The 21,004-nt window shown below is 72.8% G+C and carries 20 protein-coding genes; 11 read left to right on the top strand and 9 right to left on the bottom strand.

The genetic code is table 11. The annotated features are described in order from the left end of the window. Together pstC and ACZYRU_RS06290 are read right to left on the bottom strand one after the other, a co-directional pair. On the bottom strand, positions 1-1,014 hold the full coding sequence (gene pstC / locus ACZYRU_RS06295; RefSeq protein WP_488956214.1) for a phosphate ABC transporter permease subunit PstC: 1,014 nt from the start codon (positions 1,012-1,014) through the stop codon (positions 1-3). A 165-nt stretch (positions 1,015-1,179) separates the two neighbouring features. Continuing rightward, positions 1,180-2,532, bottom strand: coding sequence for a serpin family protein (locus ACZYRU_RS06290; protein ID WP_488956213.1), 1,353 nt, complete (start codon positions 2,530-2,532; stop codon positions 1,180-1,182). A gap of 108 nt (positions 2,533-2,640) precedes the next feature. Here ACZYRU_RS06290 and ACZYRU_RS06285 point away from each other — a divergent pair, with 108 nt between their 5' ends. The 3 genes from ACZYRU_RS06285 to ACZYRU_RS06275 are packed head-to-tail and all read left to right on the top strand — an operon-like array spanning position 2,641 to position 7,330. Further along, positions 2,641-3,882, top strand: coding sequence for an ABC transporter substrate-binding protein (locus ACZYRU_RS06285; protein WP_488956212.1), 1,242 nt, complete (start codon positions 2,641-2,643; stop codon positions 3,880-3,882). Continuing rightward, positions 3,879-4,622 carry an ABC transporter ATP-binding protein gene (locus tag ACZYRU_RS06280; protein WP_488956211.1) on the top strand — a complete coding sequence of 248 codons (744 nt, stop codon included), beginning with the start codon at positions 3,879-3,881 and terminating at the stop codon, positions 4,620-4,622. Before ACZYRU_RS06285 ends, ACZYRU_RS06280 begins: the two co-directional genes overlap by 4 nt. Next, positions 4,619-7,330: an ABC transporter permease subunit gene (locus tag ACZYRU_RS06275; protein ID WP_488956210.1), complete on the top strand. Its 2,712-nt coding sequence runs from the start codon at positions 4,619-4,621 to the stop codon at positions 7,328-7,330. The genes ACZYRU_RS06280 and ACZYRU_RS06275 overlap by 4 nt, the downstream gene beginning before the upstream one ends. Before the next feature lie 59 nt (positions 7,331-7,389). Here ACZYRU_RS06275 and ACZYRU_RS06270 read toward each other — a convergent pair whose 3' ends face one another. From ACZYRU_RS06270 to ACZYRU_RS06255, 4 genes are all read right to left on the bottom strand, one after another. Then, positions 7,390-8,271: a TIGR03619 family F420-dependent LLM class oxidoreductase gene (locus ACZYRU_RS06270; RefSeq protein ID WP_488956209.1), complete on the bottom strand. Its 882-nt coding sequence runs from the start codon at positions 8,269-8,271 to the stop codon at positions 7,390-7,392. 66 nt (positions 8,272-8,337) lie between these two features. Further along, positions 8,338-8,787: a DUF3817 domain-containing protein gene (locus tag ACZYRU_RS06265; RefSeq protein ID WP_488956208.1), complete on the bottom strand. Its 450-nt coding sequence runs from the start codon at positions 8,785-8,787 to the stop codon at positions 8,338-8,340. Continuing rightward, entirely contained in the window at positions 8,784-9,548 is a 765-nt protein-coding gene (locus tag ACZYRU_RS06260) for a siderophore-interacting protein (RefSeq protein ID WP_488956207.1), read from the bottom strand. The genes ACZYRU_RS06265 and ACZYRU_RS06260 overlap by 4 nt, the downstream gene beginning before the upstream one ends. A 25-nt stretch (positions 9,549-9,573) precedes the next feature. Beyond that, positions 9,574-10,347, bottom strand: a complete 774-nt coding sequence (locus ACZYRU_RS06255) for an isoprenyl transferase (RefSeq protein ID WP_488956206.1) — start codon at positions 10,345-10,347, stop codon at positions 9,574-9,576. Between the two features lie 104 nt (positions 10,348-10,451). Between ACZYRU_RS06255 and ACZYRU_RS06250 the strand changes: the two genes are divergently transcribed. Continuing rightward, positions 10,452-11,663, top strand: a complete 1,212-nt coding sequence (locus tag ACZYRU_RS06250) for an AIM24 family protein (RefSeq protein WP_488956205.1) — start codon at positions 10,452-10,454, stop codon at positions 11,661-11,663. A 105-nt stretch (positions 11,664-11,768) separates the two neighbouring features. Next, positions 11,769-12,521 (top strand): PAQR family membrane homeostasis protein TrhA, encoded by a 753-nt coding sequence (trhA, locus tag ACZYRU_RS06245; protein WP_488956204.1) that lies wholly within the window; start codon positions 11,769-11,771, stop codon positions 12,519-12,521. 76 nt (positions 12,522-12,597) lie between these two features. Here trhA and ACZYRU_RS06240 read toward each other — a convergent pair whose 3' ends face one another. Beyond that, positions 12,598-13,755, bottom strand: coding sequence for a methyltransferase domain-containing protein (locus tag ACZYRU_RS06240; protein WP_488956203.1), 1,158 nt, complete (start codon positions 13,753-13,755; stop codon positions 12,598-12,600). 73 nt (positions 13,756-13,828) lie between these two features. Here ACZYRU_RS06240 and ACZYRU_RS06235 point away from each other — a divergent pair, with 73 nt between their 5' ends. The 5 genes from ACZYRU_RS06235 to ACZYRU_RS06215 are packed head-to-tail and all read left to right on the top strand — an operon-like array spanning position 13,829 to position 17,046. Beyond that, positions 13,829-14,053, top strand: coding sequence for a type II toxin-antitoxin system Phd/YefM family antitoxin (locus ACZYRU_RS06235; protein ID WP_488956202.1), 225 nt, complete (start codon positions 13,829-13,831; stop codon positions 14,051-14,053). Beyond that, the gene (locus ACZYRU_RS06230; protein ID WP_488956201.1) at positions 14,050-14,439 is read left to right on the top strand and encodes a type II toxin-antitoxin system VapC family toxin; all 390 of its coding nucleotides are present in this window, start codon (positions 14,050-14,052) and stop codon (positions 14,437-14,439) included. The genes ACZYRU_RS06235 and ACZYRU_RS06230 overlap by 4 nt, the downstream gene beginning before the upstream one ends. Further along, positions 14,433-15,176 (top strand): hypothetical protein, encoded by a 744-nt coding sequence (locus ACZYRU_RS06225; protein WP_488956200.1) that lies wholly within the window; start codon positions 14,433-14,435, stop codon positions 15,174-15,176. Before ACZYRU_RS06230 ends, ACZYRU_RS06225 begins: the two co-directional genes overlap by 7 nt. After that, on the top strand, positions 15,176-16,123 hold the full coding sequence (locus tag ACZYRU_RS06220; RefSeq protein WP_488956199.1) for a carbohydrate kinase family protein: 948 nt from the start codon (positions 15,176-15,178) through the stop codon (positions 16,121-16,123). Before ACZYRU_RS06225 ends, ACZYRU_RS06220 begins: the two co-directional genes overlap by 1 nt. After that, positions 16,120-17,046: a pseudouridine-5'-phosphate glycosidase gene (locus ACZYRU_RS06215; protein WP_488956198.1), complete on the top strand. Its 927-nt coding sequence runs from the start codon at positions 16,120-16,122 to the stop codon at positions 17,044-17,046. The genes ACZYRU_RS06220 and ACZYRU_RS06215 overlap by 4 nt, the downstream gene beginning before the upstream one ends. Here the strand turns inward: ACZYRU_RS06215 and ACZYRU_RS06210 are convergent. Next, entirely contained in the window at positions 17,043-18,455 is a 1,413-nt protein-coding gene (locus ACZYRU_RS06210) for an aminotransferase-like domain-containing protein (protein WP_488956197.1), read from the bottom strand. The genes ACZYRU_RS06215 and ACZYRU_RS06210 overlap by 4 nt on opposite strands. Here ACZYRU_RS06210 and ACZYRU_RS06205 point away from each other — a divergent pair. After that, complete coding sequence (locus ACZYRU_RS06205; RefSeq protein WP_488956196.1) at positions 18,454-19,512, top strand: DMT family transporter; 1,059 nt, start codon at positions 18,454-18,456, stop codon at positions 19,510-19,512. The genes ACZYRU_RS06210 and ACZYRU_RS06205 overlap by 2 nt on opposite strands. Here ACZYRU_RS06205 and ACZYRU_RS06200 read toward each other — a convergent pair. Continuing rightward, positions 19,509-20,984 (bottom strand): aldehyde dehydrogenase family protein, encoded by a 1,476-nt coding sequence (locus ACZYRU_RS06200; protein WP_488956195.1) that lies wholly within the window; start codon positions 20,982-20,984, stop codon positions 19,509-19,511. The genes ACZYRU_RS06205 and ACZYRU_RS06200 overlap by 4 nt on opposite strands. Positions 20,985-21,004 lie beyond the last annotated feature (20 nt).

The raw sequence follows: 21,004 nt of genomic DNA, 5'->3' as shown, positions 1-21,004 counted from the left end.
TCAGGCCTCCGCCCCGGCGCCCGAACGGCTCCTGTTGACGACCATGGCTGCGAGCGTGTTGACCGCGAGCGTGATGACGAACAGCACGAAGCCGGCCGCCAGCAGCGCGGAGAGCTGGCTCGCGCTGGCGTCGCCGAACCGTCCGGCGATCAGCGCGCTGACGCTGTTGGTGCCGATCTCGAGCGGGCGGAACTTCAGGTCGAAGGACGGCGAGATGATGAGGAGGACCGCGATCGTCTCGCCCAGGGCCCGGCCGAGCGCGAGCATGGTGCCGCCGATGATGCCGCCGCGGCCGAAGGGCAGGACGACGGTCCGGATCATGCCCCAGCGGGTCGCGCCGAGCGCGAGCGCCGCCTCCTTCTCCCCCGGCGGGGTCTGGCTGAACACCTGGCGCATCACGGCGCAGGCCATCGGGAGCACCATCATCGCCACGGCGATGCCGGCGCAGAACGCGCTCGCGGTGTAGCGGCTGGCGTCCCAGATCGCGGCGTCGGGATCGGTGTCCTTCACGTCGAAGACCGGGATCCAGCCGAGGTGGCGCTGGAGGAAGGTCGCGAAGGCAGCGGCGTGCGGCATCACGAGGAAGAAGCCCCACAGGCCGTAGACGATGGACGGGATGGCGGCCATCAGGTCGACGAGCGAGACGAGGGCCGAGCGCAGCGACGCCGGCGCGTACTCCGAGATGTAGAGCGCGGTGCTCAGGGCGAGCGGGAACGCGATGACCATGGCGACCAGGGCGATCTGCAGGGTGCCGGCCAGCACGGCCGCGATGCCGAGGACGTCGGCCTCGGGCATCCACTGGGACTCGGTGAAGAAGTGCCACCCGTAGCGGTGGAGCGTGGGGAACGCCTGCCAGCCGAGGAACAGGCCGACTCCACCGGTTATCACCAGCACCGAGGCGCCGACCGCCCGGGAGATGTTGACGAAGACCGCATCGGCACCCGTGGCCTTGCGGGAGATCCGGCGCGGCTGCACGTCGGGCGCGCTCGGATCGACGAGGGGCAGGCTGGTCACAGTCGTCCTTGGTCGTGGCCACCCCGAGAAGGGCCGCCATGGCAGCGCGGGACCGCGCAACCACCGGGAACGTTGACGGCCTTCCGCAACGAGAAAGGGGGATGACGGTGAACAGCACGGGAACGGTGGAGGGCGTCTCGATACGCCCTCGGCCAGGGCCTCGGGCTACTCGACGAGCGAACTGGGGTCGGTCACCCGGCCGACGAACAGCGGGGTGCCGTGCTCGGCGTCGTGGACCACGAACAGGAACGGCCGGTCGACGACGAACGGCTCGGTGACCGGCACCGCCGTCTCCGCCATGATCACCGCGGTGGCGGCCGCCGCCTCGGTACCCTCCTCGTCGACCGCGACGAAGCCCTGGTGCACGACATCGGCCACCACCAGTGGCAGGTCCTCCTCGGTCATCGGCGTGAAGTCCGCGCCGTCACCGAAGGCGGTCGGCATGCCGAGCTCGATCAGCGGCGCCTTGAGCGGAGCACTGGTGCGGAAGGACCAGCGCGGGAGGGTCAGCTCGACGGCGGTCGGCTGCGCGCCGTCGGCCTTCGCGAGGAACGCGGCGAAGCCGCCGGACCGGACCTGCTCCTCGACCCGGCCCAGGGCGCCCGCGTCGGGGAGCACGACGGTCATCGCGAGCCCGCGGCCGGCGTACGGCAGGGACACGGAGCTCCAGCCGTCGCCGCTCACCAGGTACGTCGAGAGCTCGGGCAGCCGCATCAGGTCGGCGTCGACGCTCGAGCCGTCGGCGCGGTGGAACGGGCCGGTCGCGGTCAGGCTCTTCTCGAACGGGCTCTCCCACGGGGCCTTGAGGTAGATCGCGTTGACGAGCACCAGCCGCGTCGAGGCGTCGACGGCGCCCTCGGCCAGCAGGTCGACGATCCGGTCGTGGGTCTGCTGCTCGACCCAGGCGTTGATCGCGGTGCGCGCCTTCTCGGCGGCGGTCTCGAAGTCGACGGTGCGCAGTCCGGCGCCGTACTCCTTGGCGAGCAGGTCGAGGAAGTCGGCCTCCCAGGCGACGCCGCGCTGCCCGAAGAGCTGGTCGGCGGTGCTCAGCGCCAGCTCCGCCTTCGACCCGTCGGCCCGCTCCTGCTGTCCGGCCAGCCCCTCGATCGTCGCGGTGAGGGCGTTGACGCCCTTGTGCCAACGCTCGCCGAGGCTCCCGACCCCCAGCAGGGACCGCATCTCCTCGGCGGTCGTGCCGGCCGCGCCGGTGAGGGTCATGCCGAGCGCGACCACCACGGAGTACGGCGACAGCACCAGGTTGCCGCCGCCGTCACCGGCTCCCGCCAGCTCGCCGTACAGCCGGCCGGCGAAGGCGTCGAGCCCGGCGACGACCGGCGCGACCAGGCTCGGGTCGCCCGCGGCCCGCCGTACGTCGGAGGAGACCAGCTCGATCCCGTCCACCTCGGCCTGCTTCCTCACCCGCGACGAGGGTCCGTCGTCGCCACAGGCGGTGAGGGCGGAGACGCCGAGGGCGGCGAGTCCGAGCTGGAGGGCAGAACGGCGAGCGAGGACGGTCATACCCCCTCTGACGTGCGCGAACGCTGGCAGGTTCCGCCAGAATGTGACCTGTCCCACTGAGTGCGACAGGTCACATTCGGCGAGGTTCCCGCACCTACGTTCCGCGCCATGACCGACCAGATCAGCCGTCGCCGCCGCCTCGGTGGCCTCGCGACCGCATCCGTCCTGCTCCTCAGCCTCACCGCGTGCGGTGGCGGGGACGACGGCAAGGACGACTTCGCCAAGCCGAAGCAGAACGCCGACGTCACTTTCTCGGGTGACCCGATCAAGGTCATGACGTTCACGCCCTACGACACGGACACCATCAACTTCAAGGCGGCGCTCGACGTCGCCGACGGCGCCAAGGTCGCCATCAACAACGCCGGCGGCATCAACGGCCACGAGGTGGTGGTCGTGCCCTGCAACGAGGGTGCCGACCCCAACAAGGCCGCCGACTGCGCCCGCAAGGCCGTGGACGAGGGCGTCTCCGCCGTCGTCGGTGGCTTCAGCGCCAACGGCGACACCATCCTGCCGATCCTGGAGAAGGCCGGGATCTCGTGGATCGCCCCGCCGGTGATCAGCGCCGCCGAGCTGTCCAGCAAGTACAGCTACCCGATCGTCCCGGGCGTCATCGCCCAGGCCGGCCTGGGCGCCAAGGCCGCCGAGGACGGCTGCGACAAGGTCGCCAACGTGATGTACGACCTGCCCTCCAGCGGCTCGGTCAAGGAGCTCGGCAACGTCGGCCTCGCCAGCCAGGGCCACGCGCCCGCGACCGTCGTACCGGTGCCGCCGACCACCACCGACTTCAGCTCGATCGCCCAGGAGATCAGCGACTACGACTGCGCGATCATGTCGATCCCGTCCGGTCCGCTGACGGGTGTCGCCGCCGCGGGCGCGAGCCTCGGCAGCAAGACGAAGTACTACGCCTTCCCGGGCACCCTGACCGACTCGGCGATCAGCCAGGCCGGCGGTGCCCTCGACAGCGCGGTCACCATGTCGCCCTTCCCGCCCTCGGGTGACTCCGTGTGGGACGAGGCGAAGAAGATCGTCGGCGACATGTCCAGCGAGGAGAACGGCGGCTGGTCCTACATGTCGTACCAGAGCACCTGGGTCGGCTACCAGCTGCTCGCCGAGGTCCTCAAGGACAGCACCGACGTCTCCGCGACCGGCGTCAAGGCGGCCTTCGACGCGGCGTCGGCGGTCGACGGCCTGGGCTTCACGCCGGAGCTGAACTTCACCCAGGAGTTCCCCGCCCCCGGCATGAACCGGATCTTCAACACCAAGGTCATGTTCCACGACATCAAGGACGGCGCGCTCAACCAGGACGGCGACTACGTCGACCTCGGCGCCTCCCTGACCCCGGCGTCGTGACCACGGTGCAGGCGCCGCCCGTCCCGGGCGGCCGGGTCGAGCCGGGCCAGGTCGTCGTCGAGGCGACCGGCCTGACCGCCGGGTACGCCGGGACCCCGGCCGTCCACGGCATCGACCTGCGGGTGCGGGCCGGCGAGGTCCTGGCCCTGCTCGGCGCCAACGGCGCCGGCAAGACCACCACCCTGCTGTCCCTCGCCGGCGAGCTGGCACCGATCTCGGGATCGGTGGCGGTCCTCGGTGACGCCCGGCGGCGGCGCCTGCACCAACGGGCCCGTGCGGGCCTGGGCTTCCTGACCGAGGAGCGCTGCGTCTTCATGCAGCTCACCGGCTGGCAGAACCTGAAGATCGGCCGCGGGTCGGCCGAGAAGGCGCTGGCCTACTTCCCCGAGCTGGAGCCCCACCTGTCCAAGAAGGTCGGGCTGCTCTCGGGTGGCCAGCAGCAGATGCTCGCGCTCGGGCGGATCCTCGCCGCCGAGCCGCGGGTGCTGCTCGCCGACGAGCTGTCCCTGGGCCTGGCCCCGCTCGTCGTCGAGCGGCTGCTGGCCGCCGTACGACAGGCCGCGGACGACGGCGTCGCGGTCGTGCTCGTCGAGCAGCACGTCCGCCAGGCGCTGGCGATCGCCGACCACGTGCACGTGATGCGGCGCGGCCGCATCGTCCTCTCGGGACCTGCCTCCGAACTGCGCGACGACGCCGAGCGCATCGCCGCCACCTACCTGAGCGAGAGCACCGAACCATGACCGACCTCATCCGCTACGCCCTCCTCGGTCTGGGCACGGGCGGCATCTACGCCCTGCTCGGTCTCGGACTGGTCGTGATCTACCGCGGCTCGGGTGTCATCAACTTCGCCCACGCGGGCTTCGCGCTGGTCGGTGCGTACCTCACCTACGAGCTGCAGACGGTCCACGGGCTCGGCCTGGGCGTCTCCCTGGGCACGGCGGTCGCCGCGACCGCCCTGCTCGGGGTGCTCACCCACCACCTGGTGCTGCGCCCGCTGCGCAGCGCCAGCCCGCTGGCCCGGGTGATCGCCACCCTCGGCCTGCTGACGATGCTGACCGAGGGCGTCCAGCTGAAGTACGGCGCCCAGCAGCTGCGCACCGAGTCGCCGCTGCCGAACGAGGCGATCACCGTGCCCGGCGACATCGTGGTCGGCCAGTACGCCTTCTGGCTGGTCGGTATCGCCACCGTCGTCGCGCTCGCCCTGGCCCTCGCCGGCACCCGCACCCGGATCGGGTACGCCGTCTCCGCGTCGGCTGAGAACCCGCGCGGCGCCGCCGCCCTGGGCTGGGCCCCGGACCTGCTCGCCAGCGTCACCTGGGCGATCGGCGGCGGTCTGGCCGCCCTGGCCGGCGGCCTGTTCCCGTCGACGACCTTCGGCTTCATCTCGCCGACCCCGTTCGGCGTCCTCATCATCGGCGCGCTCGCCACCGCTCTGCTCGGCGGCTTCCGCTCCTACCCGCTCGCCCTGCTGGGCGGCCTGTTCCTCGGCGCCGCCCAGTCCGCGACCCGGCACTTCACCGACCAGACCGGCGTCTCGGACGCCGTACCGTTCCTCGCGATCATCGTCGTGCTGGTGCTGCGCGGTCGCGGCCTGCCGCTGCGCGGCAGCATCACCGACCGGCTCCCGCGCGTCGGCACCGGCCGGGTCCGCCCCGTCGTGGTGCTGGTCCTCGCGGGCGGCGCGCTGCTCTGGGTCGGCCTCGGCGCCTCCGCCGACTGGTACGCGCCCACCATCATCAGCGCCACCTTCGCGCTGGTCGGCCTGTCCATCGTGCTGCTGACCGGGTACGCCGGACAGCTCTCCATCGCCCAGTTCGCCCTCGCCGGCATCGGCGCCTTCGCCGCCGGCCGGTTCGTGGTCTTCCACGACTGGCCCTTCGAGCTGGCACTGGTCGCCGGCGTGGTCGTGGCGATGCTGGTCGGCCTGCTGTTCGGCCTGCCCGCGCTGCGCACCCGCGGCGTCAACCTCGCCGTGGTCACGTTCGGTCTCGGCTTCGCGGTGCACCAGATGGTCTTCAGCAACAGCGACTACACCGCGAAGGTGACCCCGGGCGAGATCACCCTGTTCGGCATCGACATCGAGCCGATCGACCACGCCCGCAACTACGCGCTGGTCTGCCTGGTCGCGCTCGTCCTGGCCGCGCTCGTCGTCGCGAACGTGCGTCGTGGGCGCAGCGGGCGCCGGCTGCTCGCCGTACGCACCAACGAGCGGGCCGCCGCCGCGATCGGCGTCAACGTCTTCGAGGCCAAGCTGTACGCCTTCACGCTCTCGGCCGGCATCGCGGGCCTGGGCGGCGCCCTGCTCGGCTTCAGCTACGCCACGATCCTCTATCCGCAGCTGTTCGCGCCGGGCGCCTCGATCTCCGTGCTCGCGGCGACCGTCATCGGCAGCACCGGCTACCTCGCCGGTCCGTTCATCGGCGCCATCTCGGCGCCCGGTGGCCTGATCACGCTGCTCGGCTCGGACGGTCCGGCCACCACCGCAGGTGTGCAGGACGGCCTCACCTGGCAGTCCTGGCTGCCGATCGCCTCGGCCCTGCTGCTGATCATCACGCTGATCGCCAGCCAGCACGGCGTCGCGGAGTCGATCGACGCCTCCACCCGCAAGCTGCGCGCCAAGATCCCCGGCCTGCGCCCCGGCAAGCCGCAGCCGCTGCCGCCGACCGAGCGGGCCACCGTCCCGGCCCGGACCCTCGAGGTCACCGGCCTCACCCAGCGCTTCGGTGGGTTCGTCGCCCTCGACGACGTCTCCCTGACGGTCGCGCCCGGTCAGGTCGTCGGACTGCTCGGCCCCAACGGCGCGGGCAAGACGACGCTCATCGACTGCGTGAGCGGCAACAACCGGATCTCGGCCGGCGCGATCACCTGGGACGGGCGCGACGTGTCCCGCTGGGCGCCGTACCGCCGCGCCCGGGCCGGCCTCTCCCGCTCGTTCCAGTCGCTCGAGCTGTTCGACGACCTGACCGTGCGCGAGAACCTGCTCGCCGCTGCCGACCGCCGCGACCGGCTCGCCTACCTGACCGACCTGGTCCTCCCCGGCCGCTCCCGGATGCCCGCCACCGTGGTCGCCGCCGTCGAGGAGCTCGGCCTCGCCCCGCTGCTCGACACCCGCGCCGAGGACCTCTCCTACGGCCAGCGCCGCCTCGTCGCCATCGCCCGCGCCGTCGCCAGCAGCCCGTCGGTCCTCATGCTCGACGAGCCGGCCGCCGGCCTCGACGAGACCGAGAGTGCCGAGCTCGGCCACCTGGTCCGCCGACTGGCCGACGAGTGGGGCATGGGCATCCTGCTCATCGAGCACGACGTCGCGCTGGTCCTCGAGAACGCCGACCGGGTCGTCGTCCTCGACTTCGGTCACCGGATCGCCGAGGGCACCCCCGCCGAGATCCGCACCGACCCCGCGGTTCGCCGGGCGTACCTCGGTGAGGAGACCGAGCCCGTCTCGGTCTGAACGCTGCAACGGCGGCCTCTGGTGTCACCCGGTGACACCAGAGGCCGCCGTTCTTCGTGTCAGCGGCGGATGAACTCCGCCGCGAACTTCGCGACGCTCTCCAGCCGGGTCTCCCGGTCGGCGACCGCGTTGCCGTGGAAGCGCCAGGGATTCAGCCACACGTCCGTGGCGCCGGCGTCGGCCAGCTCGTCGAAGCCGGCCGCGTCGGCGACGCCGACGGGCGAGACGCAGACCGAGAACGGCCGGTCCGCGCGGCCCTCCTCCTCGCGCAGCTCCTCGAGCCGCGCGATCACCGGCGGCAGGTCCGCGGCCGGGAGGTTGGCGGAGATCCAGCCGTCGGCGAGGCGAGCGGCGCGGCGCAGTGCGGGCTCGGTGTGGCCGCCGACGAGGATCGGCAGCGGCTGCTGCGGGGCCGGGGAGATGATCAGCCGGTCGAAGCCGTAGTGCTGGCCGTGGAACTCCGCCCACTGCGGGCCGTCACCGGGGCACACGGCGCGCAGGATGGCGATCGCCTCGTCGGTGCGGGCACCGCGGGTTCGCATCTCGGTCCCGGTGAACCGGAACTCCTCGGGCATCCACGACAGGCCGACGCCGAGCTCGAGCCGCTCCCCCGTCAGCACGGCGAGCGTGGAGACCTGCTTGGCGAGCAGGAGCGGGTCGCGGAGCGGCAGCTTGAGCACGGAGACCCGGAACCGGATCCGCTCGGTGACCGCGGCCAGCGCGGCGATCGTGACCAGCGGGTCGGGCATGTCGGTGTCGGGGGCCCACATCCGCTTGCCGTCGCCGGAGTACGGGTAGTCGGCCGAGACCTGCTCGGGGAAGAACACCGAGTCGGGGAGGCTGATCGCGTCCCAGCCCTCGGCCTCGGCCGCACGGGCCAGCTCGGGAAGGTCGCCGGTCGGCACCATCCCCACGGACAGGGTCCAGTTGAGGTCGCTCATCCGGCGAGCCTCACCGGCTCATCTCCCTGCCGGAAGGGCTCTCCCGCTGACCGGGATCGACCGGGGTCAGGATCCGGGCGGGCCCACGACCAGTGCGACGCCGGTCAGCGCGGCGACGGCGACCAGGCCCACACCCAGCCCGCGCAGCGGGTTGGTGAGCAGCCAGGCGACGACGCGGTCGGGCAGCGAGGAGCCGGCACCCGCGGGCAGCCGCCATGCGTCGCCCAGCCAGCCCTTGCGGATCGCGAACCACTCGAGCGGCAGCGTCGCGAGCGGCGGTACGGCGGCCACCAGCGCGAGCAGGCCACGGCCCGCCGACCAGCGCCGGTCCACCCACACCACGACGGTCGTGACGACGTACGCGACGAACACGATGCCGTGCAGCATCCCGAAGATCCGCACCCCGGTCTCGTTCTCGGCCGGGCCGTACTTGAGGAACATGCCGAACAGCAGGCCCGTCCAGGTGATCGCCTCGGCGATCGCGACGGTGCGGAACAGGCGGGTGGGGGTGTTCATGACGTGCCTTCCTCGGTGCGGGCCAGGTCGGCCTTCCACTCACGGAAGGTCTCCTCGGTGCGGCCCTGCTTCCAGTACGCGGAGATCGAGACGTCGGCGCGCGGGACCGCGCGCTCGCCGTACAGGTAGGGCCGGATCTCCTTCATCACGGCCTGCCCCTCGCCGTGCACGAACGCGTGCACGCGGCCCTCGCGCCACGGCAGGGCGCGGACGGCATCGGCCAGGCCGGGGTGGCTCGGGTCGGAGCGGTGCAGCCAGGTCAGCTCGACGCCGGCAGGGGCTGCGACCGGCTGCTCGTACGACGGCCCGTCGACCTGCAGCACGACGTACCCCTGCGCGTCCTCGGCCAGCGCCGCCAGCGCCTGGCGGATCGCGGGGATCGCGGCCTCGTCGCCGGCGAGCAGGTGCCAGTCGGCGGCCGGGTCGGGGGCGTAGGCGCCACCGGGTCCGCGGACGTGGATGGTGTCGCCGGGCCGGGCGTTCGCGGCCCAGGGGCCGGCGATGCCCTCGTCACCGTGGACGACGAAGTCGATGGTGAGCGTTCCCTGCGCGACGTCGGGCTCGAGCGCGGTGTAGGTCCGCAGCGTCGGGCGGCCGCCGGTCTCGAGCTCGGCCGGGTCGCCGAAGACGAGCTTGACGTAGCGGTCGGTGAAGGTGCTCTCCGCGAAGGCGGCCAGGTCGCCGGAGAAGCGGATCCGGGTCATCCCCGGGCTGAGCTGCTCCGTCGTCTCGACGGTCAGCAGCGTGATGGGCTTGCTCACGCCGCCACGGTACCGGCGGGGCGAACTAGGACCCGAACCGGCGCTCGCGCTGCGCGTAGGCCCGGATCGCGCGCAGGAAGTCGACCCGGCGGAAGTCGGGCCAGTAGGCCTCGCAGAAGTAGAACTCCGACTTCGCGCTCTGCCACAGCAGGAACCCGCCGAGCCGCTGCTCCCCCGAGGTGCGGATCACGAGGTCCGGGTCGGGCTGGCCCTTGGTGTAGAGGTGCTCCTCGATGTGCTCGATGTCGATCTGCTGGGCGAGCAGATCGAGCGGGGTGCCGAGGGCGGCGTGCTCGGTGAGCAGCGAGCGGACGGCGTCGGCGATCTCGCGGCGTCCGCCGTACGCCACCGCGACGTTGACGATCATCCCGTCGACGTCGGCCGTGGCCTCGGCGGCGGTCTTGAGCCGCTTGGCCGCGGCGGCGGGGAGCAGGTCGAGGGCACCGACGGGGTGCAATCGCCAGCGGCGCTGGTCGGCGAGCGAGTCGACCGCGTCGACGATGATCTCGAGCAGCGGCTCGAGCTCCTCGGCCGGTCGGTTGAGGTTGTCGGTGGAGAGCAGCCACAGGGTGACCACCTCGATGCCGACCTCGTCGCACCAGCCGAGCAGCGGCTCGATGTTGGCCGCGCCCGCGCGGTGCCCGTGGGCGGTGTCGCGGCCGACCGCCTTGGCCCAGCGCCGGTTGCCGTCGAGCATGACGCCGATGTGCTTGGGCAGGTTGGCCGGCATCTTGCGAAGCATGCGTGCCTCGTACGCCGGGTAGAGCACCCTGCGCGCACCGCGCTTCCAATCCGCCACACCCCGATATTAGCCGGGCTACCGGCCCATCCACCCGGCTGACACGATGATCCCGACACCGGCTTCGAACCCGAGACCCGGGAGACCCGAGAGATAGGACGACCATGACTGCAGCCGCCTGGCACCCGGACCCCACCGGACGCCACGAGCTCCGCTACTGGGACGGCTCCCAGTGGACCGACCACGTGTCCGACCAGGGCGTGCAGTCGACCAACCCCCTCTACCCGTCCGCCGACGCCGGCTCCGCCGAGGCGGCCACGGACGCCGGCGCTGCGACCAGTACGTCGGACAGCGGCTCGTCCGCCGACGTCTGGGTCGGCAGCCAGGAGGCCGCCGCCTCGTCCGAGGAGGCCGCTGCCGAGTCGGCCGAGCCGTCGTTCTCCTTCGACGCCGTGACCCAGGTCGCCCCGCGCTCCGCCCAGCCGGCCCACGCCGCCCAGGCGGTCGAGCCCGAGCCGGCCGCCCAGCCCGAGCCGGCCGCCCAGCCCGAGCAGCCCGAGCAGTCGTGGGGCCAGGCGCAGCCGGCCCAGCCGTACCAGTCGGCCCAGCCGCCGTCGTACCAGCCGACGCCCCAGCCCATGGCCCAGCAGCCGATGGCGCAGCAGCCGATGGGCGGCTACAGCCCCCAGCAGGTGCCGGCCGACGCGTTCGCCGGCATCTCGGGCGAGCTGATCGACGGCCGCTTCAGCGAGGTCGACGGCGCGGGCGCGATCCTGCAGAACAAGAAGCTGCTGCGGGTGCGGATCACCGAGCCCTTCATGGCCAAGCAGGGCTCGATGGTCGCCTACCAGGGCAACGTCAACTTCAACTTCCAGGGCGGCGGCGCCGCGAAGTTCCTCAAGAAGGCCTTCACCGGCGAGGGCCTGTCGCTGATGCGGGTCGAGGGCCAGGGCGACGTCTTCCTCGCCGACCTCGCCCACGAGGTGCACATCCTGCACCTCAACAACAGCGGCCTGTCGGTCAGCGGCAAGAACGTCCTCGCCTTCTCGGCGTCGCTCGAGTGGAACGTCGAGCGGGTCAAGGGCGGCAGCATCGCCGCCGGCGGACTGTTCAACACCACCCTGCGCGGCACGGGCTGGGTGGCGATCACCACCGAGGGCGCGCCGGTCGTGCTCAACGCGGCCGAGGCCCCGACCTTCGCCGACGCCAACGCGCTGGTCGCCTGGTCGGTGCACCTGCAGACCTCGATCCGCTCCACGATGTCGGCGGGCGCCCTCATCGGCCGCGGCTCGGGCGAGGCGTTCCAGGTGTCCTTCCAGGGGCCGGGCTTCGTGATCGTGCAGCCCTCCGAGGGTCCGCCGGTCCACACCGCCTGAGCCTGCGCATGGCCCGGACGGGCCATGCCGACGACGGCCGGATGAGCGTGAGATCACGTTCGTCCGGCCGTCGTGGCGTTCGGGGCCGACCGGTACCCTCGGTGCATGAACCAGGCCATCCAGCACGCGAACGACAAGGTCCGCGCCCGGCTGGACGACCTCGGGGAACAGATCAGCGACAGGTTCATCGAGAAGGTCGCCGAGATCAAGCCCAAGCTCCGGGGCTGGATCCACCTGGTCTCGACGCCGATCGTCCTGGCCGCCGGCATCGTGCTGATCTGCCTCTCCCCGACCGCGACGACCAAGGTCGGCTCGGCGCTGTACGCCGGCTCCGCGCTGCTCCTGTTCGGCATCTCCGCGCTCTACCACCGCGGCACCTGGTCGCCGAAGGTCTGGACCGTGCTCAACCGGTTCGACCACTCGAACATCTTCTTGTTCATCGCCGGCTCCTACACGCCGTTCGCGCTGATCCTGCTCGACGGCACGTCCCGCGTCGTGATGCTCTCGACCGCGTGGACCGGCGCGCTGCTCGGCATCGCGTTCAAGCTGTTCTGGCCCACGGCGCCGCGCTGGCTGTCGGCACCGATCTACATCGCGCTCGGCTGGGCGGCGATCTTCTTCATCCCCGGGTTCTTCGAGGGCGCGACCGCCCTCGGGCTCGGCATCGGGATCGCGATCTTCGTGCTCATCGCGGTCGGCGGCGCGCTCTACACGATGGGTGGCCTGGTCTACGGCTTCAAGTGGCCCAACCCGTCACCGCGGGTCTTCGGGTTCCACGAGATCTTCCACGGCTTCACGATCGCCGCGTTCGTGACGCACTACGTCGGCGTCTCGCTGGCGACGTACTCGCTGCGCTGACCCGGAGGCGGACGTCGCAACTACCGAATTCGTCGTGACCCGGCCCGTCGGGCGACAAATTCGGTAGTTGAACCGATCAGGTCCGCTCCAGCAGCACGAGGACCTCCGCGTGCGGCGTCTGCGGGAACATGTCGAGCAGGCGCCCCCGCACGGGTCGGTACGACGTCAGGTCGGCCAGGTCGCGCGCCAGCGTCTCCGGGTTGCAGCTGGAGTAGAGCACGTACGCCGCGCCCGACTCCTCGAGCCGCACCGACAGGTCGTGGCCCAGGCCGCGCCGCGGCGGGTTGACCACGACCAGGTCGGCACCCGCGAGCAGTGCGGCGTGCTCGGGCGCGGTGGCGTCACCGACCGCGAAGTCGATCTCGCCGGGCAACCTGGCCTCGTCGCGTGACCGCTCGGCCGAGGCGATCGCGTCGGCGCTGATCTCGATGCCGGTCACCTGCCGGTCGGGGGCGGCGAGGTGGAGCGCGAACCCGCCGACCCCGCAGTAGAGGTCGACCACCCGGTCCGGAGCCAGGTCGGCGACCCAGGCGACCGCCTCGGCGTACAGCGCCGCGGCGACGGCCGTGTTGGTCTGGAAGAAGCTGCGCGGGCGCAGGTGCAGGCGCACCCCGCCGAGCCGCATGGGCAGGGTGTCGGCCTCGGTCAGCACCACCTCGCGCTCGCCCTCGAGGACGGCGCGGTGCTCGGGCTGGACGTTGAGGGTGACCACACGCAGACCGGGCAGGGCGCCGAGCAGCCACGGCAGGTGCTTGCGGACCCGGGCCTCGACGGCGGTCGAGCGGACCACCAGCCGCACCATCAGCTCGCCGTCCGGCGAGGCCGTCAGGAGCAGGTGCTTGAGCTCACCCCGCTGGCTGACGGGGGCGGCCGAGCCCACGTCGTACGGCGTCAGGTCGGCGCGCCGCACCAGCTCCGCGAGCACCGGCAGCGCCGCCACGATCACCGGCTCGTGCAGCGCGCAGTCCCGCAGGTCGACGCCCGCGCCGTCCGGCCCGAGGATCCCCAGCGTGGGAGCCGAGGCGGTCCCGGCGACGACCATCTTGGCCTTGTTGCGGAAACCCGCCATCGGGCTGGACACCGGCGGCAGCCACACCAGCCCGGGCACGTCGACCAGGGCGCGGGTCGCGGCGAGCTTGGCGGCCAGCTGGTCGTCGTACGGCTGCCCGAGCCAGGTGCACGACCGGCACTCCCCCGCCGTGAAATGGGCACAGTCGAGGACGGCGGAACCCATGGCTCCATCGTAGGCTGCGGCTCACGTGATCGAGCAGGGCGCCGGCACGGACTTAGTCGACTAGACTTGGTCCATGACCACGGTGAACGTGCACGAGGCGAAGACGAACCTGTCGCGCCTCCTCGCGCGCGTCGAGGCGGGCGAGGTGATCGTGATCGCCCGCGGCGGCAAGCCGATCGCGCGCCTCGAGCCGTACACCCGGCCCACCGTCGAGCTCGGATTCCTCGACCTGCCCGAGATCCCCGACGAGTTCTTCGCGCCACTCGACGACGACGAGCTGGCGGGCTGGGGCCTGTGACCCTCCTGCTCGACACGCACGCGTTCTACTGGTGCGTGCGCCGGAACGCCACGGTCCCCGAGCACGTCCTCACCGCGTTGCAGGACGCCCCGCGCCGGTACGTCTCCGATGTGTCGGCCTTCGAGGTGTCGCTCAAGGTCCGCCTCGGGAAGTTCCCCGAGGCGGCCTCCCTGCGGGAGCGCTGGATCGACGCGCGGTCCCGCCTCCCCGCCCTTCCCCTGCCGGTGACCACCGAGCACGCCCTGCTCGCCGGCTCCCTGGGCTGGGACCACCGCGACCCCTTCGACCGGCTCCTCGCTGCCCAGGCAATCGTCGAGGACCTCACCCTCGTCACCGCCGACGACGCGTTCAGCGCCGTCCCCGGTCTCGGGATGCTCCGATGGTGAGCGCCGCCGTGCCGTCCCCGCTCGAGCGCGTCCAGGCCACGCCGGTTCTCGCGACCGTGCGCCGCCTCGAGCAGCGCATCGCGGCCCGTTTCCCCGGCCGCGGGCTGAACACGGTGGCCGGCGAGCTGGCGAGCCTGGTGGAGACGGTCGACTCGTCGACGGCAACGGCGCGCGGTCGACGGTCGTGGCTGCGGCCGCTGTCGCGGTTCGGGATCGTCGCCGTGCTGGTGGTGACCGGGTCGGTGATGGTGCTGGCGATCCGTTCGGCGATCGCGGACGCGCCCGACGACGGGCTGGCGTGGATCCCGCTGCTGGAGAGCGCGGTCAACGACCTGGTGTTCGCGGCGCTGGCGATCTGGTTCCTCTACTCCGTGCCCGAGCGGCTGCAGCGCGCCTCCCTGCTCGAGCTGCTCCACCGGCTGCGCTCACTGGCCCACATCGTCGACATGCACCAGCTGACCAAGGACCCCGAGCGGCTGCGCTCCGAGTTCGTGCCGACCGACGCGAGCGTGCCGATGGACCTCGACACCGACCAGCTCGAGCACTACCTCGACTACTGCTCGGAGCTGCTCAGCCTGGTCGGCAAGACCGCGGCCCTGTGCGCCGAGGCGTCCCGTGACCCGGTCGTGCTCGACACGGTGAGCACGGTCGAGACGCTGACGGTGTCGCTGGAGCGCAAGATCTGGCAGAAGATCGCGGTCCTCAACCACCACCGCGAGATGCCCGGCGCGACGTGATGGCCGAGCCCGACATCGTCGTCCTCGGCGGGGCGGTGATGGACGTCAAGGCGGTGACCGATGCCCGTGCCGTCCTGCGCACGAGCAACCCGTCGACGATCCGCACCTCCCCCGGCGGGGTCGGCCGCAACATCGCGGAGGGACTGGCCAGGCTCGGCCGGCGTACCTTCCTCGTGGCGGCCGTCGGCGACGACGCCTTCGGTCGCGAGCTGCTCGCCCGCACCGCCGATGCGGGGGTGTACGTCGACCACGTGGTCCGCGGGCCCTTCGCCACCGGTACCTACCTGGCCATGCTCGACCACGACGGCGAGCTCGTGGTCGGCGCCTCCGACATGCGCGCCACCGACGCGCTCACCGTCGACGCGCTCGGCCGGGCCCGCGACCTGGTCCCGCGCGCCGCCTTCCTGGTCGTCGACGGCAACATCCCGGCCGACGTCGTGCGCTGGACGATCCAGGCCTGCGCCCAGCACGGCGTACCCCTGCTCCTCGACCCGGTCAGCGTCGCCAAGGCCGCCCGCCTCGCGCCCCTCCTCGACGGCTCACCGGTCGACACGCTCACCCCCAACCTCGCCGAGCTCGCCGCGCTCACCGGCAGCCCGGTCGCCGACACCCGGCCGGCGGTCACCCGGGCGGCCGCCGAGCTGCACGAGCGAGGCGTGCGCCGGGTGTGGGTACGACGCGGCCGGCGCGGGAGCCTGCTCAGCGACGAGGGCGTCGTCACCGCGCTCGACGCCCGTCCCGCCGAGGTCGTCGACGTGACCGGGGCCGGGGATGCCATGACCGCGGCGTACGTCGCCGCCCGCACCGGCGGCGCCACTCCGGTCGCCGCCGCCGAGCTCGGCCACCTCGCCGCCGCGCTCACCGTCGCCCACCCCGACAACGTCCGCCCCGACCTCGCCACCGCGATCCACGCCGACCGCACCGACCGAACGGAGACCCTCCCGTGACCAGCCCCCACCCGCTCCTGTCCGTCGCCCCCGAGGTCGCGGAGGCGCTGGCGGCCGGCGGGCCGGTCGTTGCGCTCGAGTCGACGATCATCAGTCACGGGATGCCGTACCCGCGCAACGTCGAGATGGCCCGCGAGGTCGAGCAGATCGTCCGCGACGGCGGGGCGACGCCGGCCACGATCGCCGTGCTCGACGGCGTCCCGCGGATCGGGCTCTCCGCCACCGAGCTCGACGTCCTCGCCTCGGACCCGTCGGTCACGAAGGTCAGCATCCGCGACCTCGGGTACGTCGCCGCGCGCGGCGCGCACGGAGCGACCACCGTCGCCGCGACGATGCGGCTGGCCGCCCTCGCCGGGATCCGGGTGTTCGTGACCGGCGGCCTCGGTGGCGTGCACCGCGGCGCCGAGTCGTCGATGGACATCTCCGCCGACCTCACCGAGATGAGCCGCACCGACGTCGCGATCGTGAGCGCCGGCGTGAAGTCACTGCTCGACATCGGCCGCACCCTCGAGGTCCTCGAGACCCTCGGCGTCCCCGTCGTGGCCTACCGGTCCGACGAGTTCCCGTCCTTCTACTCCCGCTCCAGCGGGTTCGCGGCCCCGATGCGGCTCGACGAACCGGAGCAGGTCGCCGCGATGATGCGGGCGAAGTGGGACCTCGGGCTGGAGGGCGCGGTGTCGGTCGCCAACCCGGTGCCCGTCGAGGACGAGATCCCCCGGGCCGAGATCGAGCGCACCATCCAGCAGGCCCTCGCCGACGCCGACGAGCGCGGCATCCGCGGCAAGGACATCACGCCGTACCTGCTCGGCCGGATCGTCGAGCTCTCCGGCGGTGCGTCGCTGGAGACCAACATCGCGTTGGTGCGCGACAACGCCCGGCTGGGCGCGGCGATCGCGGTCGCGTACGCCGCGCTCGGCGCCTAGCCCGCCTGTCGCCGGATCGCCCGCTCGACGACCTCCAGCGCGGCCGGGTAGCCGGCCGGCTCGGGGCCGATGAACGTCAGCCGCAGGTACGGCGCCGCCGGCTCGGCCGGGAACCACTGGTCTCCCGCAGCGACCCAGACCCCGTCGGCCGCACAGTCCCGCACGACCTGCTCGGCATCGGTGCCGTCGGGCAGCCGGGTCCACAGGTGGAGCCCGCCGGACGGGACGACGTCGAGCGCGAGCGAGGGCGCCTGCTCGCGGACGGCCGCGACGAGGAGGTCGCGGCGCTCGCGGAGCTGGCCGCGCAGCCGGCGCAGGTGCGTGCGCCAGCCGGGGTCGCTGACGACCTCGAGCGCGGCCTGCTGGAGCAGCCCGCTGACGTACATCGACTCGGCCGCGCGGTCGCCGAGGATCCGGTCCCGGGCCGGCCCCCGGGCGTAGAGCGCCGCGACCCGGATCGACGGCGAGACGCTCTTGGTCAGCGAGCGGAGGTAGACGACGTGACCGGCGTCGTCGCGGGCCGCGATCGGCCGGACCTCGGCGTCGATGCCGAAGTCGTGGGCCCAGTCGTCCTCGACGAGGAAGGCGCCGTGCCGGCGTACGACGTCGAGCACCTCCTCCCCACGCTCGACGCTCCAGTGCGCGCCGGTCGGGTTGGCGAAGCTGGGCTGGGCGTAGAACGCGCGCGCCCCGGTCTCCCGGAAGGACCTGTCGACCTCGGCCGGGTCCGGCCCGTGCACGTCGCTCGGGACGGGCACCAGCTCGACGCCGGCCTGGCGGGCGGCCTGGATCGCGCCCCAGTACGTCGGCGACTCGATGAGCAGCGGCTGGCCGGGGGCGACCAGCGCCCGGAAGATCGAGGCCAGGGCGCTCTGCGAGCCCGGTGCGACGACGACGTCGTTCGGCGTGACGGCGCTGAGGTGGCCCGGCGTGGCGTCGGCGAGCTCGGTGGCGAACCAGGCCCGCAGCTCCGGCAGCCCGGCCGCGGGCGGGCGGGAGGTGGCGGCCGCTCCCCGCGCGGCCCGGCCGAGCGCGGTGCGGACCAGGCGCTCGGGCAGCAGGTCCGGTCCCGGGTAGCCCGCGTGCAGGGCCTGCACGTCGGGCGGCGGGGTCTGCAGCGGGCCGGCGACCTTCGCCAGGTCGGCGCGTGGAGCGCGCAGTGCGGCGGTCTGCCAGCCGAAGTCCGGTCCGCGGGCCGGTCGGACCGCGCGGACGAAGGTGCCGACGCCGGGACGGCTCTCGACGAGACCCTCGGCCACCAGTCGGCGCAGTGCCTTCTGGACGGTGACCGGGCTGGCGCCGTACTCGCTGACGAGGTGGCGGGACGACGGCAGCTGGGCGCCCGCGGCGGCGTCCCGGATCCAGGCACGGAGTCCCGCGACGATCCGCGCACTGCTATCGTTGCTCATGTCAGTACAGAGTAGCGCTATCGTCCCGCGATCGCACCCGCTATCAGCCCTTCCCGCCGGGCTCGCCTGGGGCCTGGCCGGCGTGGTCGCCTTCTCGTTCACGGTGCCGCTGACCCGGGTCGCCCTCGGCGGCCTCGACCCGCTGTTCATCGGCGCGGGCCGCGCGGTCGTCGCCGCCACGCTGGCCGCCGGCGCGCTGGCGCTCACCCGGCAGGCACTCCCCCACGGTCGCCAGTGGCTGCGCCTTGCGATCGTCGCCGGCGGGGTCGTCGCCGGGTTCCCGCTGCTGACGTCGTACGCGCTGACCGAGGTGCCGGCCAGCCACGGCGCGGTGGTGATCGCGATGCTGCCCGCGGCGACGGCCGTGATCGTGGTGCTGCGCACGGGCGAGCGTCCGGTCCGCGCGTTCTGGGCGTTCGCCGCGCTGGGCGCCCTCGCCGCCGTCGGCTTCGCGGTGCTGCAGGGCGGTGCCGGGGGCCACCTCCAGCGGGCCGACGTACTGCTGGTGCTGGCGGTGCTCGCCTGTGCGACCGGGTACGCCGAGGGCGGCGTCATCTCCCGCGAGCTCGGCTCGTGGCAGACCATCTCCTGGGCGCTGGTGCTGGCCGCGCCGGTGATGCTCGCGCTGGCCACGCTCAGCGTGGTCACCGACCCGCCGGCGGCGAGCCCGACCCAGTGGCTGTGCTTCGCCTACCTGGCGTGCATCAGCATGTTCCTCGGCTTCTTCGCCTGGTACCGCGGCCTGGCGATCGGCCCGATGGCGCAGGTCAGCCAGGTCCAGCTCGCCCAGCCGGTGCTGTCGATCACCTGGGCGGGGCTGCTGCTCGGCGAGCAGATCACCTGGCTGACCGTGGTCGGCGGTCTCGCCGTCGTCGCGTGCGCTGCCGGCGCCAGCGGCTACCGCCAGAGGTCCGTTGAGGCGGCCCGTGCTCCGGGTGCGTGCATGGCAAGGCGGCGGAGCGAAGTCGTACTGGGTCGTCCAACGAGCGACGCCAACGCCGCCAGGTGCGTGCCCGGGGCGCGGGACGCACGACGGACCTCTGGCGGTAGCCGCTAGTTCTTCCCGCGCCCGTACAGGCCGCGCACGACCTTCGTGAGCTGCTGCTCCTCCTTCGCCGTACGACGGAAGGTGGTGAGCGCGATCGCCGGCTTGAACCGCTGACGGGCGATCGCGTGCGGGTAGGTGAACTCACGCAGCCCGTCGGGGCCGTGGATCCGGCCGAAGCCGGAGTCGCCGACGCCGCCGAACGGCAGGGTCGGGATGCCCGCGAACGAGATCACGCCGTTGATCGCGGTCATGCCGGCGCGCAGCCGCTGCGCGATCTCCATGCCGTGGTCCTTGGAGAACACGGTCGAGCCGAGCGCGTAGCGGGTGCCGTTGGCCCGCTCGATCGCCTCGTCCATGCTCTTCACGCGCGAGACGGTGACGGTCGGGCCGAAGGTCTCCTCCTGCACGGCCGCCGAGTCCTCGGGTACGTCGACCAGCACGGTCGGCTGCACGAACCGGGCACCCTCGGGGACCGGACCACCGACCAGGGCGCGGCCGCCGCGGGCCAGCGCGTCGTCGACGTGGCGGCGGATGATGTCGACCTGCGAGGGCATGGTGATCGGGCCGACCTGGCCGCCGGGACGCGCCTCCAGCAGCTTGGCCCGGGCGACGAGCTCGTCGAGGAACTGGTCGTAGACGCGGTCGTGGACGTAGACCCGCTCGACGCCGGCGCAGGTCTGGCCGGCGTTGGCAGCCGCGCCCCACAACGCCGCCTCGGCGGCCTCCGCGACGTCGGCGTCCTCGGCGACGATCAGCGCGTCCTTGCCGCCGGCCTCGATCACGACGGGCGTCAGCGACTCGGCACACGCGGCCATCACGCGCTTGCCGGTTGCCGTCGAGCCGGTGAACGCGACCTTGTCGACGCCTGCCGTGGTGAGCGCGGCGCCGGTCTCGCCGTACCCCGTGACGACCTGGAGCACCGGCCGGCCGACGGCCTCGAGGAAGGTCGCGGCGAGCCACTCGCCGACGCCGGGGGTGTACTCCGAGGGCTTGAAGACGACCGCGTTGCCGGCAGCGAGGGCGTAGGCGATCGAGCCCATCGGCGTGAAGACGGGGTAGTTCCACGGGCCGATGACGCCGACCACGCCGAGCGGGCGGTACTCCACGCTCGCGGCCTGGTTGACCATCAGCAGGCCGGGCGAGACGCTGCGCCGCTTGAGCACCTTCTCGGCGTGACTGGCGGCCCACGCGAGGTGGTCGATCGCGAGCGCGGTCTCGAGGAGCGCGTCGCCGTCGGGCTTGCCGGTCTCGCGCGCCATCAGCGCGGCGAGCTCCTCCATCCGCCGCGCGATCACCTTGCGCCAGCGGACCAGCGCCTTCTTGCGGCCGTCGAAGCCGAGGGCCTGCCACCACTCGGACTGCTTGCGGGCGGTGGCCACGGCGGCCGCCACGTCGGCCGCGGTGTGGATCGGGTGGGTGCCGACGACCGCGCCGGTGGCGGGGTCGAGCGAGGTGAAGGTGGCGGCGGCGTCGATGGTCACGCCCCGAAACCTACTCGTGA

The sequence above is a fragment of the Nocardioides sp. F233 genome (assembly GCF_057813895.1).
The sequence above is the reverse complement of the archived record's forward strand: the minus strand, read 5'-3'. Positions and strand labels throughout refer to the sequence as shown.